Here is a 14,255-nt window from a genome sequence, read left to right as displayed (position 1 = left end):
GAACATTATGAAAACTATTATTTATGATCAAACAATGGATCTTGATAAAATCCTGAAACGAAATGAGGATGTCCGAGATGATATCCGAAACGCTGTCCTGGAAATAATCAAAGACGTAAAAACAGATGGTAATGCCGCACTATTGTACTACACCAAAGTATTGGATCACTGTGAGCTGACCCATCTTCAGGTAACTGAAGATGAAATACAGGAAGCCTTCGATTCCGTTTCTGAGAGCTTGCTTGAGATCATCAGAGAAGCTGCCGGTAATATTCGTTCTTTCCATGAAAAGCAACGGGAAACCACCTGGACCTATGAACCCAAACCCGGTGTTGTACTCGGTCAGCACATTACTCCAATCGAGCGCGTAGGATTATATGTACCGGGAGGAAAAGCAACTTATCCCTCCACGGTATTAATGGATTCCATTCCCGCCCTGGTTGCTGGTGTTCAATCATTAGTTATGGTAACGCCTCCTGGTAGAGATGGAAAAGTCAATCCCACAATTCTGGCCGCTGCTAAAATTGCCGGGGTTCACGAAATATATAAAATTGGCGGAGCTCAAGCAATCGCTGCGCTTGCCTACGGTACCGAAACCATCAAACCGGTTAATAAAATTGTCGGGCCTGGAAACATCTATGTGGCCACCGCTAAGAAAGAAGTTTTTGGAAAAGTCGACATTGATATGATCGCTGGCCCCAGTGAGGTCCTCATTATCGCTGACGAAAACGCCAATCCCGTTTATGCTGCCGCCGATTTATTATCCCAGGCTGAACATGATGAAATGGCAATGCCCATTCTCGTTACCACCTCAGAGGATCTTGCCAAACAGGTGATCGAAGAAGTATACCGACAGATCAACGAGGACTTAGGCCGCAAAGAAATTGCAAAGAAATCAGTGGATGATTTTGGGTTTGTTTTTATTGTCAAAGATCTAGATGAGGCCTTTGAACTTTCCAACAAAATTGCTCCGGAACATTTAGAGCTTCTCATTGAAAATCCGATGGATTCTTTGAAAAAAGTGAGAAATGCCGGTGCCATTTTCATGGGAGCCTACACTCCGGAGCCTCTGGGTGATTATTTTGCGGGGCCTAATCATACCCTTCCCACTTCCGGGACGGCAAAGTTTTCTTCCCCTCTTGGTGTTTATGACTTTATTAAAAAATCAAGCATTCTTTCTTATGATCAGAATTCTTTGGAAAATGTGTATGAAAAGATAGCCGCCTTTGCCCGTTCAGAAGGTCTTGATGCTCATGCAAAAGCAGTTGAAAGGCGGTTTGAAAACTGATGGAGACCTTAATTCGAAAAAACATCCGAGACCTTGTTGCTTACAAAGTCGATGCCCCTCAATACGAAATTGTTGTAAATGCCAACGAAAGTCCCTATGACTTTCCAATGATTTTAAAACGACAATTTACTGATGAGATCTGCAATACCGACCTCAACCGATATCCGGAAGCCTGCTTTCCCGAATTATTAAAAGAGCTTCGTGCTTATACCGGTGTTCCAACCGATGGGATTATTTGCGGATCAGGCTCTGATGAGCTGATTGCCATGATTAATCAGGCTTTTGTTAATGCCGGTGACGTGGTAGTTTCTCATTCGCCATCCTTTGATATGTATAATATCTGGGCGAAAATTTCGGATTCCAAACACATTCGCGTCCTTGATTTGCCCGGCCATATACCGGATGTCGACGGTATTATAAAAGCTGCCTGTGACAATCACGCTAAACTATTATATATTTGCAATCCAAATAATCCAACCGGTTATACTTTCGCCAAAAAAGACATTATCAAAATATTAGCTGCGGTTCCTTCTCTGGTTGTTTTAGATGAAGCCTATATCGAATTTTTTGGCGAATCCGATGTGGATTTATTGCCTCATTATCCGCGGCTTTTAATTCTCCGCACTTTATCAAAAGCCTTTGGTCTAGCCGGTATTCGTTGCGGCTACGCATTGGGAAACAAGGATATCATCGATGTGCTTTACAAGGTAAAAGCTCCCTATAATCTGAATGTTCTCACTCAAAAGCTGGCAGTGATTGCGCTTCAGAATCGGGATAAAGTTTTTAAAAATCTTGAAGAAATTAAAGCCGAACGTGAAAAAGCAATGGCTGTTTTGAAAGAATTGCCTTCGCTCACCGTTTATCCTTCCGGTGCAAACTTTATTTATTTTGAAACGCCTTACGCTGAAAAAATATATGAGACACTGCTCAATCGCAATATTCTTATCAAGCGTTTTAAAGAAACCGGTTCCTGTCCCGAAAGCATCCGTTTTTCAATCGGTAAACCGAAAGAAAACCAAAAGATTCTGGAAATTATCAAGGAGGTCGTGTACAATGAAGCGTAACTGTGCATTAAACCGAACAACGACTGAAACCACTATCTCGCTTTCTTTAAATATCGACGGTTCCGGGATTGCCAATGTCAACACCGGCGTTGGTTTTTTTGACCACATGCTGATACTTTTTGCTAAACACGGAAAATTTGATTTAACCATTGATGCTACTGGCGACAGCGCTGATAATCACCATGCAATTGAAGATATTGGTATTCTTCTTGGGAAAGCTTTTTATCAAGCCCTTGGTGATAAAGCCGGTATTAACCGCTATGCCTTTCAATTCACCCCAATGGATGAGGCTTTATGCCGTACCTGCGTTGACATCAGCGGTCGCAGTTATCTGGTCTTTGATGTTCCCTTAACCCGAGAATTTATTGGTGATTTTGAAACTGAGCTTTTAGAAGAATTTTTTATCGCCTTTACCACTAACAGTAAAATGACCCTTCATGTTGCTTCCTTGTATGGAACCAATAATCATCATATCGTCGAAGGTATTTTTAAGTCATTGGGACGAACACTCAAAAATGCCTGCTACATCGAAGCCGGCAATAAAGAAATTCCTTCAACTAAAGGAATTATTGAATAACAAGGAGGAACACAAATGATAGCAATTGTTGATTACGACGTTGGGAATTTAAAAAATGTCTATACTGCCCTCGGGGATGTTGGCCTGGAAGGAATCATAACCAGAGATAAAAAAGTGCTGGATCAGGCGGAAGCGATTATTCTTCCCGGTGTTGGTGCATTTTCTGATGCGATGGAAAATTTAAAAAAATTTGACCTCATCGACACCCTCGATGCCAACGTCAAAAAAGGGAAAATTCTTTTAGGCATCTGCTTGGGGATGCAGCTTCTTTTTGATAAGAGTTATGAAGACGGAGAATTTTCAGGCCTTTCCTATATTCCTGGAGAAATTGTTAAATTCACTGCACCTGGCATTAAAATTCCCCATATGGGATGGAATAATCTTATCATTAACCGGGAAAGCCCTTTGGTGAAAAAAATCGCCACTGAAGATTACGTTTATTTTGTTCATTCCTACTATGCTAATCCAGTCGATTTCAATGATGTCATTGCTTATGCAGAATACAGCGTTAAAGTCCCTGGAATTGTGCAAAGAGGCAATGTCATCGGGATGCAGTTTCATCCTGAAAAAAGCTCAACCGTCGGACTTCAATTATTAAAAAACTTTAAGGAGATATTATCATGATTGTTTTCCCTGCAATTGATTTAAAAAACGGTAAATGCGTTCGTTTAATGCAAGGACAAAAAGATGCTGAAACCATTTATTTTAATGATCCTGTGGATGTCGCACTAAAATGGCAATCTAAGGGGGCTCAATTCTTACACTTAGTTGACTTGGATGGGGCCTTTGACGGTCAGCCCAAAAATTTAGAACTCATAAAAAAAATTGTAGAAGCCCTCGACATTCCAATCGAATTAGGCGGTGGTATCCGGAATTTGGATATTGCCAAAGAATACATCAATATCGGTGTATCGCGAATTATCATTGGAACTCAGGCAGTCAAAGATTTTGGTTTTATCGAAAACCTTTTGGACCTCTATGATGATAAAGTCTGCGTTTCTATTGATGCAAAAAAAGGTATCGTGTGTACCGAAGGCTGGGTTGAAAGCAGCAATATTGAAGCCTTGGAACTGGCCAGCAAATTAGAGCGATACGGTTTGTCAACCCTGGTGTACACTGATATTTCTAAAGATGGCATGATGACCGGTCCTAATTTTGAAATGCTTGGAGTGCTTAACAATCATTTAAATATGGATATCATCGCCTCTGGAGGAATTTCCAGTATTGAAGATATGAAACGACTGAAGTCAATGGGTCTGTATGGCGCCATCACCGGAAAAGCACTTTATGAAGGCACTATTGATCTTGAAAATCTGTTAGAGGAGCTTAAATCATGCTGACTAAACGGATCATTCCTTGCCTGGACGTCGATCATGGCAGGGTCGTAAAAGGAAAAAAATTTCAAAACATACAAGACGTAGCGAACCCTGTTGAATTGGGGCGATACTACTCTGAACAAGGTGCTGATGAATTGGTTTTCTATGACATTACCGCAACATATGAAGATCGAGATATTTTCATCAATATTGTTGAAAAAGTAGCTGAAGCGATTCGCATTCCCTTTACCATTGGTGGCGGCATCAGCAAGGTGGAAGATTTCAGAAAGGTTCTCATGGCTGGAGCCGACAAAGTTTCCGTCAACTCTGCTGCCGTTATGAATCCCCAACTCATCAAAGAAGCTGCCCTGAAATTCGGTGCTCAGTGTGTTGTTCTTTCTATTGATGCCAAACGAAACAACCATGGTTCCTGGGATGTTTATGTTAAAGGTGGTCGCGAGAACACCGGAATTGATGCCATTGAATGGGCACAGCGTGGTCAAAATTTAGGTGCCGGAGAAATCTGTATTAATTCCATCGATACAGACGGCGTAAAGAAAGGCTATGACCTTGAATTAAACAAAAAACTTTCAGATCTTTTAACCATTCCGATTATTGCATCCGGGGGGGCCGGAAAAATGCAGGACTTCAGCGATGTTTTAAAAGTTGGTGCAGATGCCGCCTTAGCCGCCTCTGTATTTCACTATAAGGAAATTTTAATCTCTGATCTGAAAAATTATTTACACAATGAAAGCATTCCCGTGAGACGGGTTTAGAAAGGTTAATTATGGATTTAACAACTATTAAATATAACGATGCTGGTCTTGTTCCGGCAATTGTACAGGATTATAATACCCGTCAGGTTTTGATGATGGCCTGGATGAACGAAGACTCTTTAAAACAAAGCGTTGAAACAAAAAAAGCGACTTTCTATAGCAGAAGCCGCCAACAGTTATGGGTTAAGGGAGAAACATCAGGTAACACTCAAACAATTATTTCAATTGATTACGACTGTGACGGTGATACTTTACTCCTTCAGGTCATTCCAGCCGGACCAGCTTGTCATACCGGAAACACTAGCTGTTTTTATCGAAATATTATGACCGATGAAAAAAATGATCTCGGTAATATTGACATTCTGCCGAAACTTTTTGCATTGATTGCTGATCGTAAAGAGAACCCCGTTGAAGGTTCTTACACCAACTACCTGTTCAGAGAAGGCGTTGACAAAATTGGTAAAAAAATCGGTGAGGAATCTGCTGAAACAATTATTGCCGCTAAAAACAATGATCCAACTGAACTCATTTATGAATCGTCCGACTTAATCTATCATCTATTTGTAATGCTTAATAATCAAGGTGTTGATTTAGAATCTATTTTCAAAGAACTGACCAATCGACATAAATAGAAAAAATACTTATTTCTAACTATTTTCAATTGATCAAAATAAGTTTTTCAAAGCAGACTGAATCAAAAGATGTGATTATAAAATAAATGCATCTATTTTATAATCACATTTCCCCGAAACCACAATAGCTTGTGATTCCTTAATTTTACTTAAATTCAACCAATTCCAAGTCTCTTTTAAGGTTCAAGACCTATCATAAAGTTGCGAGATGAAAGTCTCCCCTTTTTCTTTTCATTCCTAATATAAAAAACAGCAGGTCATCCGGACCTGCTGTTTTTTTATTGATAAAAATTTGTTCTCTTTTTAGTATTACTCCGCCAATCCAATCGTTTTTAGGATGTTGTACCCCAGCCGTCTTTCTTTTCCTTCAAACGGATAAGCATGCATCATAATTGCAGGATTAAAGTTTAATTCGATAATTCCGTAAGCGGATTCAGGATTTTTATAGTCTTCAATAATGATGTCTATCCCACAAAATTTTGCATCAAATGCTCTTGCTGCAGCTAAAGCAATCTTACTAAAATAAGGATGCATTTTTTCCGTATAATCAATGCTGTCTCCGCCCGTACTGATATTTGAATTTCCCCGTAAATAAACAACTTCGCCAGGCTTAGGTACTGATAAGACCGAAATTCCCTGTTTTTTCAAAAACATTTGAGACTGATCATCCAGTTCAATTTTTTTCAAAGGACTGGTATGTCCATCTCCACGATAAGGATGCTGATTTTTTATATCGATCAATTCCTGAATGGTTAGAATTCCGTCTCCAACAACGTTTGCCGGTCGTCGATGAAGTACTGCAACAACCTCATCTCCCATGGTTAGAAAGCGGTATTCCAAACCAGTAATATATTCTTCTATGAGGATCGTATTATCGTGTTCAAAAGCAATTCGTGCACCTTCTAATAACTCATCAAGGGATCCACCACGATTATAAATGCATATTCCTAACCCAAAATTAGTAGACTTTGGTTTGATGACAACTTTCTTCCCAACGTATTTAGGAAGCCTAACTCTTGCTTCTTCAAAGGAAAAAAACTCTTCACCATTAGGAACCGGTATCCCATTTTCTTTGAGGATCATTTTTGTAACAACCTTATTTTCCATTAATAATGGTGTGATGTAGGTATCTACGCTTGTTTTTGTGGCTTGCTTCACATACTCTTTATGGCCGTCTTTTTCCAATGCAATGATATTTTCTGATGCATCCACCGGTGTCACTTTAATCCCTCGGGTGAGAGCCTCTTTAATTAAAATCTGGCTTGACAGTTCCCATTTTTCGAAGCCCTTTAGCCGATAATGCTCTTTTACCGATTCAAGTTTATATTTATTTGCCAGCTCTAAATTAGCCCTAATATACCCTTTCTCCGTCATCAGTTCTTTAAGACGATATGCATAAGTTGTTTGTGGATTCTTCACTCGATTCAGCATCACTTCGATGCAATGATCTTGTTTTAAATTCAAATATTCATTAATCTCGGCCATTTTTCCCAGAATATCTTCCGCCCAAGCTGTTTTTAACGTCCAATGCTGCTTATCCAAAAGCTCTAAAGCTGATTCAAGTCCATGTTCCGCCACAGCAACCTCATTAATAAGTGCTTCCTGTTGCCAGGTTTCAAAAAACTCTTCGCCTTCTAATAAAAGAAACAACATGAAGATATTTAAAAACTCAAGATCAACTTTCGCAATACCGCATTTGTCAAAGGGGTTAAGATCTATCGTACGAATCTCTAAATATTGGATGCCATCCTTTTCCAGAGATCCTAGCACATTTGTAAAATCTTTAGGTTTTAAGCGGATCTGAGCATATAACTCTTTTGCCTCAGAAATATTTTTTCTGTTGATAAATTCCTTTACACTGCCGATAAATCCACTGACCGAAGAATAGTCAGGATACAAGTCAATTTCATTTTTGTAACCACTACAATTTCCATTTCGAGCTGATGTTCCGCCCTGACTTAAAAATGTCTGATGTCCGTTTTCTTCCATACATTCCAAACATTTTTTGATATAAGACTCATGCAATCCCGGAGTACATCCCATTAAATAAATGATTAACCAGCGGTAACGCAAATAATTCCTTAACACCTTTAAATAAATTTTGTCCTTAAAGTCTTTATAAGTTAATTCACTGCCAGATTCTTTCCAAAGTATCTCTAAAAAATCATCACTAAATGAAAAATTATAATGAATTCCTGAAATTAGCTGGCGTTTCCCGCCATATTTCGCCATCAGTTTTTCACGATATTCTCTGGCTTTTTTTCCAGATTCACCCTGATATGTTGAAATTGGGATATCTTTATCTTCGGGTATATCACACGGCATGGAATAAGGCCAAAAGAGCTCTTTATCTCCATCAATTTCATTGATAACAATATCTGTTAGTGCCTCTAAAAAATCGTAGGTTTCCGTCACCGAATAGCAAACCGGTGTAACTAATTCCACCTGACTTTCTGAAAAATCAGTTGTTATATAGGGATTTTTGAGTTTGTCTCCAAAAATTTGCGGATGTGGAATTAATGCCAGTTTACCTTGAGGTGTTACTCGAAGTCCTTCTCTTTCCACGCCAAACCCTGCGGTTAAAATACTCTCTGGTGTCATTTTATTTTTTAAAATTTCAATCATGCGTATAACCTCTCCATTGTCGTACAGGCGAAATGGTGTAAACTGTACAAAATTTTATTTATTATACCATAAAAACGAATAATTCTATCTACCCTAATTCCCTTTGATTTGTCGGATATATTTTTTTTTAAATTGCATGATTTCACCTGAAAGCAAGTACTTATTTTTTGTTTGTTAGGAGTGGCATATATTCTGCATATCCTTCCTGTTTCATCTTATCTTTTGGTATGAACTTTAGTGCGGCACTGTTGATACAATATCTCATTCCACCCATTTCTTTTGGCCCATCATCAAAAATGTGTCCCAGATGTGCATCACCGATTTTGCTTCTTACTTCAGTACGCACCATTCTATTCGTTTTGTCTGTGCTTTTCACAATAATATTTTCATCAATCGGCTTAGCAAAACTAGGCCATCCACATCCCGATTCAAACTTATCACTTGAAATAAAGAGTGGTTGTCCAGTTGTAATATCTATATAAATACCTTCTTCGAATTCATTAAAATACTCGTTTTGGAAAGGCGCTTCCGTGGCATTATTCTGTGTTACATCATACTGAACTTCTGATAAATTTTCCTTTAATAGCTTGCTCGATTTTTTTAGATATTTCTTACTTAAATCAACAGAATTGTTTGCCTTTTCAAATTTTTCTGCTCCAATATGACAATATCCATTCGGATTCTTATCCAAATATTTTTGATGATATGCTTCTGCCTTAAAATAATTCAAAAGTGGCTTCACTTCAATTACTACCCGTTCCCGATACTTTTTCTGCAGTTGAAAAAGCGAGTCTTTGATAATCTCTTCATCTTCGGGATTTATATAATATATTCCTGTTCTATATTGTGTACCTATATCACCACCCTGTCTATTGATACTTACCGGATTGATGACGTCATAAAATAACTCTAAAATGAAAGCTAAACTGATTTTATTTTCATCATAGATTACTTTTACTGTTTCAGCATGGCCAGTATTTTGGTGGCACACTTCTTCATATGTTGGTTTCTCCATATTGCCATTTGCATAACCAACCTCAGTTTCTATGATACCTTTAACATTCTCAAGATATTTCTCGGTTCCCCAGAAGCATCCCCCTGCCAAATATATTTCTTTTATCATATTCATCCCTCCATTTTTCTGTATTTTAAACCTATTCTTTTGACTTGTAAAATTATTCAGGTTATTTAGCACACAATATTTTTTTTTAAATATTTTTGATACGCACTTGTGATTACATTCTCCAACTCCGACTCTAACTCTGAGAAATCGCGATATGCTAAAATTTCCTTTTCCAGAATTTGAGGAAGACGAACTTCTTTTATAAAAATGATTGTCATCGACATATCATCTGCAACATTCAAATAAAAACGGGTGAGGTCATCAAGCACCTCATTTTCCAAACTCCCTGGGTTAATAATACATAAAAATGCTTGGTAGAAAATTAGATCCGCATAATAATCAGCCTGAACAACAGAAAATTCTTTTGAAGACAAATGCTCAATTACACTAAAATTTTCATATTGGTCTAATCCCAACGTAATGATCCTCTTCATTTTTTCATCACCTCTCGTAACGTGTTTCATAACTACATTCAAAACATATATACCTCTCTTTATTATTATAAATACCCTAATGATAAACTAAAATGCAAATATAATAGATTAATCTCGTTACTTCCTTGTTCTTGTTCTCAAAATATGCTATCTTTAAACATTAGAACCAGATAAGGAGAATACCATGTACGAAAAAGGTGTCCAGACACGAAATCATCTTTACCAAACCGCTAAACAACTATTTTATACCCAGGGCTATGAGAAAACAAGAATAAAAGATATTGTAGAAACAGCTGGTATGCCCATTGGTCTATTTACCTATTACTTTAAAACAAAGGATAATATTGTCCATGAAATATACTCCGAATATTACCAAATAGAAAAGAGGATGTACCTAACCAAATTAACAGATTAATTTGGTTAGGTACACCCTCTTTTTCTCATAAAGTCAATAAAGAATTCATATAAACTTCTTGTTGACGTTATTCTTTGTTAAAACATTTTTTTAGTCATTTTGTCGATTTCGTCGTCGGTTGCTTCGTAACCACCTGGGAACGAGCTGACATTTAACCCCGATCTTTCTCCTTTCACATTGAAGCAATTCTAAATCGATAATCACTGCAGAATTTTTGATTATTCCAAGATTTACTTTAAACTCATCCACTTCCATTAAGCAACAATAAAAATTATAATTATAAATATTTTTATAAATTCTTTGCGCTCGTATTCATTACCAAAGTCAATCACTACTTTAGTATGTTTTGTATATTTACTGTATTAATCAAATGTAATCGTTATTATTCCGATATTCACCTTGCAATTTTATTATTTTTCCTATATTCAGTGTATTTTCTGTTTTCAATTTATTAATCGATTTCTGTTCAATATTATAATATAAATTTCTTTTACTATTTTCATGGTTTTAGTCGACCAGTACTTCACGCCAAAAATGATAGCCAGAAATTATTTAGTCCTGTCATTTTAACCCAAAAAAAAGAATCAACAAAAATGTTGATTCGATCAATTCAGTAAGAAAGATTTATGTTTATCTATAAAAACAGCACCTTTTTCAAGATCCTGAATATCGATAAAATAAAGAAATGGTCGGAGTGAGAGGATTTGAACCTCCGGCCTCATGGTCCCGAACCATGCGCTCTACCAAGCTGAGCCACACCCCGTTGATAATGTTTTAATTCCAACTGTTGCAATTCCGACTTATTTATTGTAAACTATATTTAGAAAAATATCAATCCTTTGGAGGAAAAAAATTATGCACACAAAAAATAAATGGTATCGTATTGGCGCATTAGTATTGGTTGCTGTCATTGCTGTTAGTATGCTTGCGTTATATGCATTCTAAATGAATATCCGAATTGTCGCGGTGGGGAAAATCAAAGAAAAGTACCTTAAATCAGCGATTAGCGAATATTTAAAGCGCTTAAGCGCTTATTGTCGTCTGGAGATAATTGAAGTTAAAGATGAAAAAATCCCTGAAAAATCAAGTGATGCCCAACGAATGAAAGCCTTGGAAATTGAGGGAAAACGAATTCTTCCTTATTTAAGAGATGAAGACATTCTAATAACCCTTGAAATCCATGGACATCAAATGGATTCTCCAGCTTTCGCAAAAAAAATTGAAAACTATGGAATTCAAGGAAAAAGCCAACTTACTTTTGTTATTGGCGGCTCAATCGGGTTATCATCAGAAATTACCAATTGTTCAAACTGGAAATTATCTTTTTCTGAAATGACTTTCCCCCATCAGCTCTTTCGCGTCTTGCTTTTAGAACAATTGTATCGTGCCTTTAAAATCAATCGTGGAGAAACCTATCATAAATAAGACTTCTGTGGAAGTTATTATAAAATTCTGCTTAAGCATCCAGATGAAACAATTGTCATTTGGATGCTTCATTAGATTTACTCAAAATTATTAAACTAAGAGGTGAAATATGCCAGATTATGTAGTGAAAGCCACCGCCGGAAATGGACAAATTCGAGTATTTGCCGCCACAACACGAAACATTGTTGAAACTGCACATACAATCCATCAAACCAGCCCCGTTGTAACTCAAGCCCTGGGTCGACTTCTTACCGCGGGATCCTTAATGGGGTCTATGATGAAAAATGCTGATGAAGTGATCACCCTAAAGATAGCAGGAGATGGTCCTGTGAGGGGTTTATTAGTAACTGCAGATGCTAACGGTAATGTTAAAGGTTATCCTTATGCAAATAATTTAAATGATTCATACAAGTCACCCATGGCTGTTTCAGAAGCTATCGGCGAAGGTGCTTTAAATATTTTGAAAGACATTGGCCTTAAAGAACCTTATGTGGGATATTCCCCTTTAATAAGTGGAGAAATAGCCGAAGATTTGACCTATTATTATGCCCAGTCGGAACAGATTCCGACTTCTGTATCTTTGGGCATTCTGTTAAATGAAGATGGTTCTGTTAAACAAGCAGGCGGTTTTATTATTCAGCTGATGCCTGATACCGATGATGCAACCATTGATGCCCTGGAAAAGGCATTGGCAAGTACTCCTTCCATGACCAAACTATTAGACGAAGGAAAATCCCCAGAAAATATTTTAGCAGAGCTCTTTAAAAATATTGGGGTGAAAATCTCAGAAACAGAAGAAGCCCATTTTTTCTGCGACTGTTCCCGTAATCGCGTCATAAAAGCCCTCACTGCCATTGGCACAGCGGATCTCATCGATATTATTGCTGATCAGGAAATTATTGAAATCAAATGTGATTTTTGTCAAAAAAAATATCATTTTACACCTGAACAACTTCAATCGATCGTCGATCTTATTCAAAATGAAATAAAAAAAGGGGAATAAAATGCAGTTAACAAAACGTTCAAGCGGAGTTCTCATGCACATTTCATCCCTTCCGGGTGACTATGGCATTGGTACTTTAGGTCTGGAAGCTCAAAATTTTATTGATCTTCTTGTTAGTATGAATTTCACCTATTGGCAAATCCTTCCAACCGGACCAGTAGATGACTATTTTTCGCCTTATAAAAGCATTTCAGCTTTTGCCGGCAACCCTCTCCTGATTGATTTGGACATCCTTTTTCAATGGGATTTGTTATCAAAAGATGAACTATCAAGTTGTCAGTCTTTTGATTCACCTTATTCAATTAATTACTCAACTCTTATTAAAAATCGTAAAACAATCTTCAAACTCGCCTTCTCTCGTTTAACTCACAAGCAAAATGAAAGAATCCGGAATTATTGTGAAGCCAATAGTGAATGGCTTCCCGATTTTTCTCTTTACTCGGCTCTTTCAGATTTTTTTTCTGAAAATGATTGGACGAAGTGGATTGATACAAACCTTGTTCATCGTAACCCGTCGGCCCTTTCTTCTGCGCGAGCAAAATTAGCAGAAGAAATTAATTATCATAACTTTCTTCAATATGCATATGATAAACAATGGCGAGATCTTAAAAACTATGCCAATTCAAAAGGAATTAAGATCATCGGTGACCTTCCTATTTATGTTGCTCATACTAGTTCAGATGTGTGGAGTCATCCCGAACTTTTCCAATTGAATAATAAAGGTTATCCTCTTGAAGTTGCCGGTGTTCCTCCCGACTATTTTTCTGAGAATGGTCAACTTTGGGGCAATCCCCTTTATCGGTGGGATGTCATGAAAGAAAATGGCTATTCATGGTGGATGAATCGATTAAAAACAGCTCTACTAACCTATGACTACGTTCGGATTGACCATTTTCGAAGTTTTTCTGCCTACTGGTCTATCCCCGCATCTGAACCAACTGCTAAAAATGGTCGATGGGTTTCTGGACCTGGCATTGATTTTTTTAATGCTTTAAATAATTGTTTCCCCAATCCCAATATTATTGCAGAAGATCTTGGACTACAGGACGTTGCACTCACCGAACTTCTGTATCAAACAGGTTTTCCAGGAATGCGAATCATGGAATTCGCTTTTATGGATAACAACGACAATATCCACCTGCCACATAATTACAAACCAAATATGGTCGTCTACTCTGGCACTCATGATAATAACACCCTCTTAGGCACCCTGTTTGAATATTCTATAGCGCAACGAACCTATGCATTTGACTATTGCGGTTATAACGATCAATGGGAAAACCAATGGCAGATTGGCGGATATCACAGTTTATCCTGCCGGGCATTTATTCATACCCTTTGGCAAAGCGTTGCCAATTTAGTAATTCTCCCCATCCAGGATATTTGCGGCTTTGGAAACGATACCCGAATGAACAAGCCTGGAACAATAAATAATAATTGGCTTTTTAGAATGACTCGAGATGGTTTATCACAAATTGACATCGACTGGATGAAACAAATGAATTCAATTTACAAACGTACCATTTGATAAATTCAACTCACCTGCTGTAATTAGCCATTTTTTTAGCAAATAAAAA

General features: G+C 37.5%; 14 protein-coding genes and 1 tRNA gene. 11 read left to right on the top strand and 4 right to left on the bottom strand.

The window, feature by feature from the left end; translation table 11 throughout:
- Window positions 1–7 precede the first annotated feature (7 nt).
- Genes hisD through hisIE form a run of 7 tightly spaced genes read left to right on the top strand, consistent with a single transcriptional unit; the run spans window position 8 to window position 5,653 of the window.
- The gene (gene hisD / locus FZC40_RS00865) at window positions 8–1,288 is read left to right on the top strand and encodes a histidinol dehydrogenase (protein ID WP_148602057.1); all 1,281 of its coding nucleotides are present in this window, start codon (window positions 8–10) and stop codon (window positions 1,286–1,288) included.
- Window positions 1,288–2,352 carry a histidinol-phosphate transaminase gene (gene hisC / locus FZC40_RS00860; RefSeq protein ID WP_148602056.1) on the top strand — a complete coding sequence of 355 codons (1,065 nt, stop codon included), beginning with the start codon at window positions 1,288–1,290 and terminating at the stop codon, window positions 2,350–2,352. The genes hisD and hisC overlap by 1 nt, the downstream gene beginning before the upstream one ends.
- A complete protein-coding gene (gene hisB, locus FZC40_RS00855) occupies window positions 2,342–2,929 on the top strand; it encodes an imidazoleglycerol-phosphate dehydratase HisB (protein WP_148602055.1) in 588 nt (195 codons plus the stop codon). The genes hisC and hisB overlap by 11 nt, the downstream gene beginning before the upstream one ends.
- Before the next feature lie 15 nt (window positions 2,930–2,944).
- Window positions 2,945–3,553 (top strand): imidazole glycerol phosphate synthase subunit HisH, encoded by a 609-nt coding sequence (gene hisH / locus FZC40_RS00850; RefSeq protein WP_148602054.1) that lies wholly within the window; start codon window positions 2,945–2,947, stop codon window positions 3,551–3,553.
- Window positions 3,550–4,269 carry a 1-(5-phosphoribosyl)-5-[(5-phosphoribosylamino)methylideneamino]imidazole-4-carboxamide isomerase gene (hisA, locus tag FZC40_RS00845; protein ID WP_148602053.1) on the top strand — a complete coding sequence of 240 codons (720 nt, stop codon included), beginning with the start codon at window positions 3,550–3,552 and terminating at the stop codon, window positions 4,267–4,269. Before hisH ends, hisA begins: the two co-directional genes overlap by 4 nt.
- Window positions 4,263–5,021, top strand: a complete 759-nt coding sequence (gene hisF / locus FZC40_RS00840; protein ID WP_148602052.1) for an imidazole glycerol phosphate synthase subunit HisF — start codon at window positions 4,263–4,265, stop codon at window positions 5,019–5,021. Before hisA ends, hisF begins: the two co-directional genes overlap by 7 nt.
- An 11-nt stretch (window positions 5,022–5,032) precedes the next feature.
- On the top strand, window positions 5,033–5,653 hold the full coding sequence (gene hisIE / locus FZC40_RS00835) for a bifunctional phosphoribosyl-AMP cyclohydrolase/phosphoribosyl-ATP diphosphatase HisIE (RefSeq protein ID WP_148602051.1): 621 nt from the start codon (window positions 5,033–5,035) through the stop codon (window positions 5,651–5,653).
- 309 nt (window positions 5,654–5,962) lie between these two features.
- On the opposite strand, the gene gshAB is transcribed toward hisIE, so the two are convergent.
- The 3 genes from gshAB to FZC40_RS00820 all read right to left on the bottom strand — a co-directional run bounded on the left by gshAB (window position 5,963) and on the right by FZC40_RS00820 (window position 9,877).
- Window positions 5,963–8,278, bottom strand: coding sequence for a bifunctional glutamate--cysteine ligase GshA/glutathione synthetase GshB (gene gshAB, locus FZC40_RS00830; protein WP_148602050.1), 2,316 nt, complete (start codon window positions 8,276–8,278; stop codon window positions 5,963–5,965).
- Between the two features lie 160 nt (window positions 8,279–8,438).
- Entirely contained in the window at window positions 8,439–9,398 is a 960-nt protein-coding gene (msrB, locus tag FZC40_RS00825; RefSeq protein WP_148602173.1) for a peptide-methionine (R)-S-oxide reductase MsrB, read from the bottom strand.
- A 68-nt stretch (window positions 9,399–9,466) separates the two neighbouring features.
- A complete protein-coding gene (locus FZC40_RS00820; RefSeq protein ID WP_148602049.1) occupies window positions 9,467–9,877 on the bottom strand; it encodes a hypothetical protein in 411 nt (136 codons plus the stop codon).
- Between the two features lie 142 nt (window positions 9,878–10,019).
- Between FZC40_RS00820 and FZC40_RS00815 the strand changes: the two genes are divergently transcribed.
- Entirely contained in the window at window positions 10,020–10,250 is a 231-nt protein-coding gene (locus FZC40_RS00815) for a TetR/AcrR family transcriptional regulator (protein WP_148602048.1), read from the top strand.
- A 686-nt stretch (window positions 10,251–10,936) separates the two neighbouring features.
- On the opposite strand, the gene FZC40_RS00810 is transcribed toward FZC40_RS00815, so the two are convergent.
- A tRNA-Pro gene (locus FZC40_RS00810) sits at window positions 10,937–11,013 on the bottom strand.
- A gap of 182 nt (window positions 11,014–11,195) precedes the next feature.
- Here FZC40_RS00810 and rlmH point away from each other — a divergent pair.
- The 3 genes from rlmH (at window position 11,196) to malQ (ending at window position 14,206) form a co-directional block, all read left to right on the top strand.
- Window positions 11,196–11,675, top strand: coding sequence for a 23S rRNA (pseudouridine(1915)-N(3))-methyltransferase RlmH (gene rlmH, locus FZC40_RS00805; RefSeq protein WP_148602047.1), 480 nt, complete (start codon window positions 11,196–11,198; stop codon window positions 11,673–11,675).
- Between the two features lie 109 nt (window positions 11,676–11,784).
- Window positions 11,785–12,678 (top strand): Hsp33 family molecular chaperone HslO, encoded by an 894-nt coding sequence (gene hslO, locus FZC40_RS00800; RefSeq protein WP_148602046.1) that lies wholly within the window; start codon window positions 11,785–11,787, stop codon window positions 12,676–12,678.
- A gap of 1 nt (window position 12,679) precedes the next feature.
- Window positions 12,680–14,206, top strand: coding sequence for a 4-alpha-glucanotransferase (gene malQ / locus FZC40_RS00795; protein ID WP_148602045.1), 1,527 nt, complete (start codon window positions 12,680–12,682; stop codon window positions 14,204–14,206).
- Window positions 14,207–14,255: the final 49 nt, after the last annotated feature.

It is taken from the genome of Acetobacterium tundrae (assembly GCF_008086615.1).
GTDB classification, from domain to species: Bacteria; Bacillota; Clostridia; order Eubacteriales; family Eubacteriaceae; genus Acetobacterium; species Acetobacterium tundrae.
Note: the sequence above shows the minus strand (reverse complement) of the source record. Positions and strands in the feature narration are given on the sequence as shown.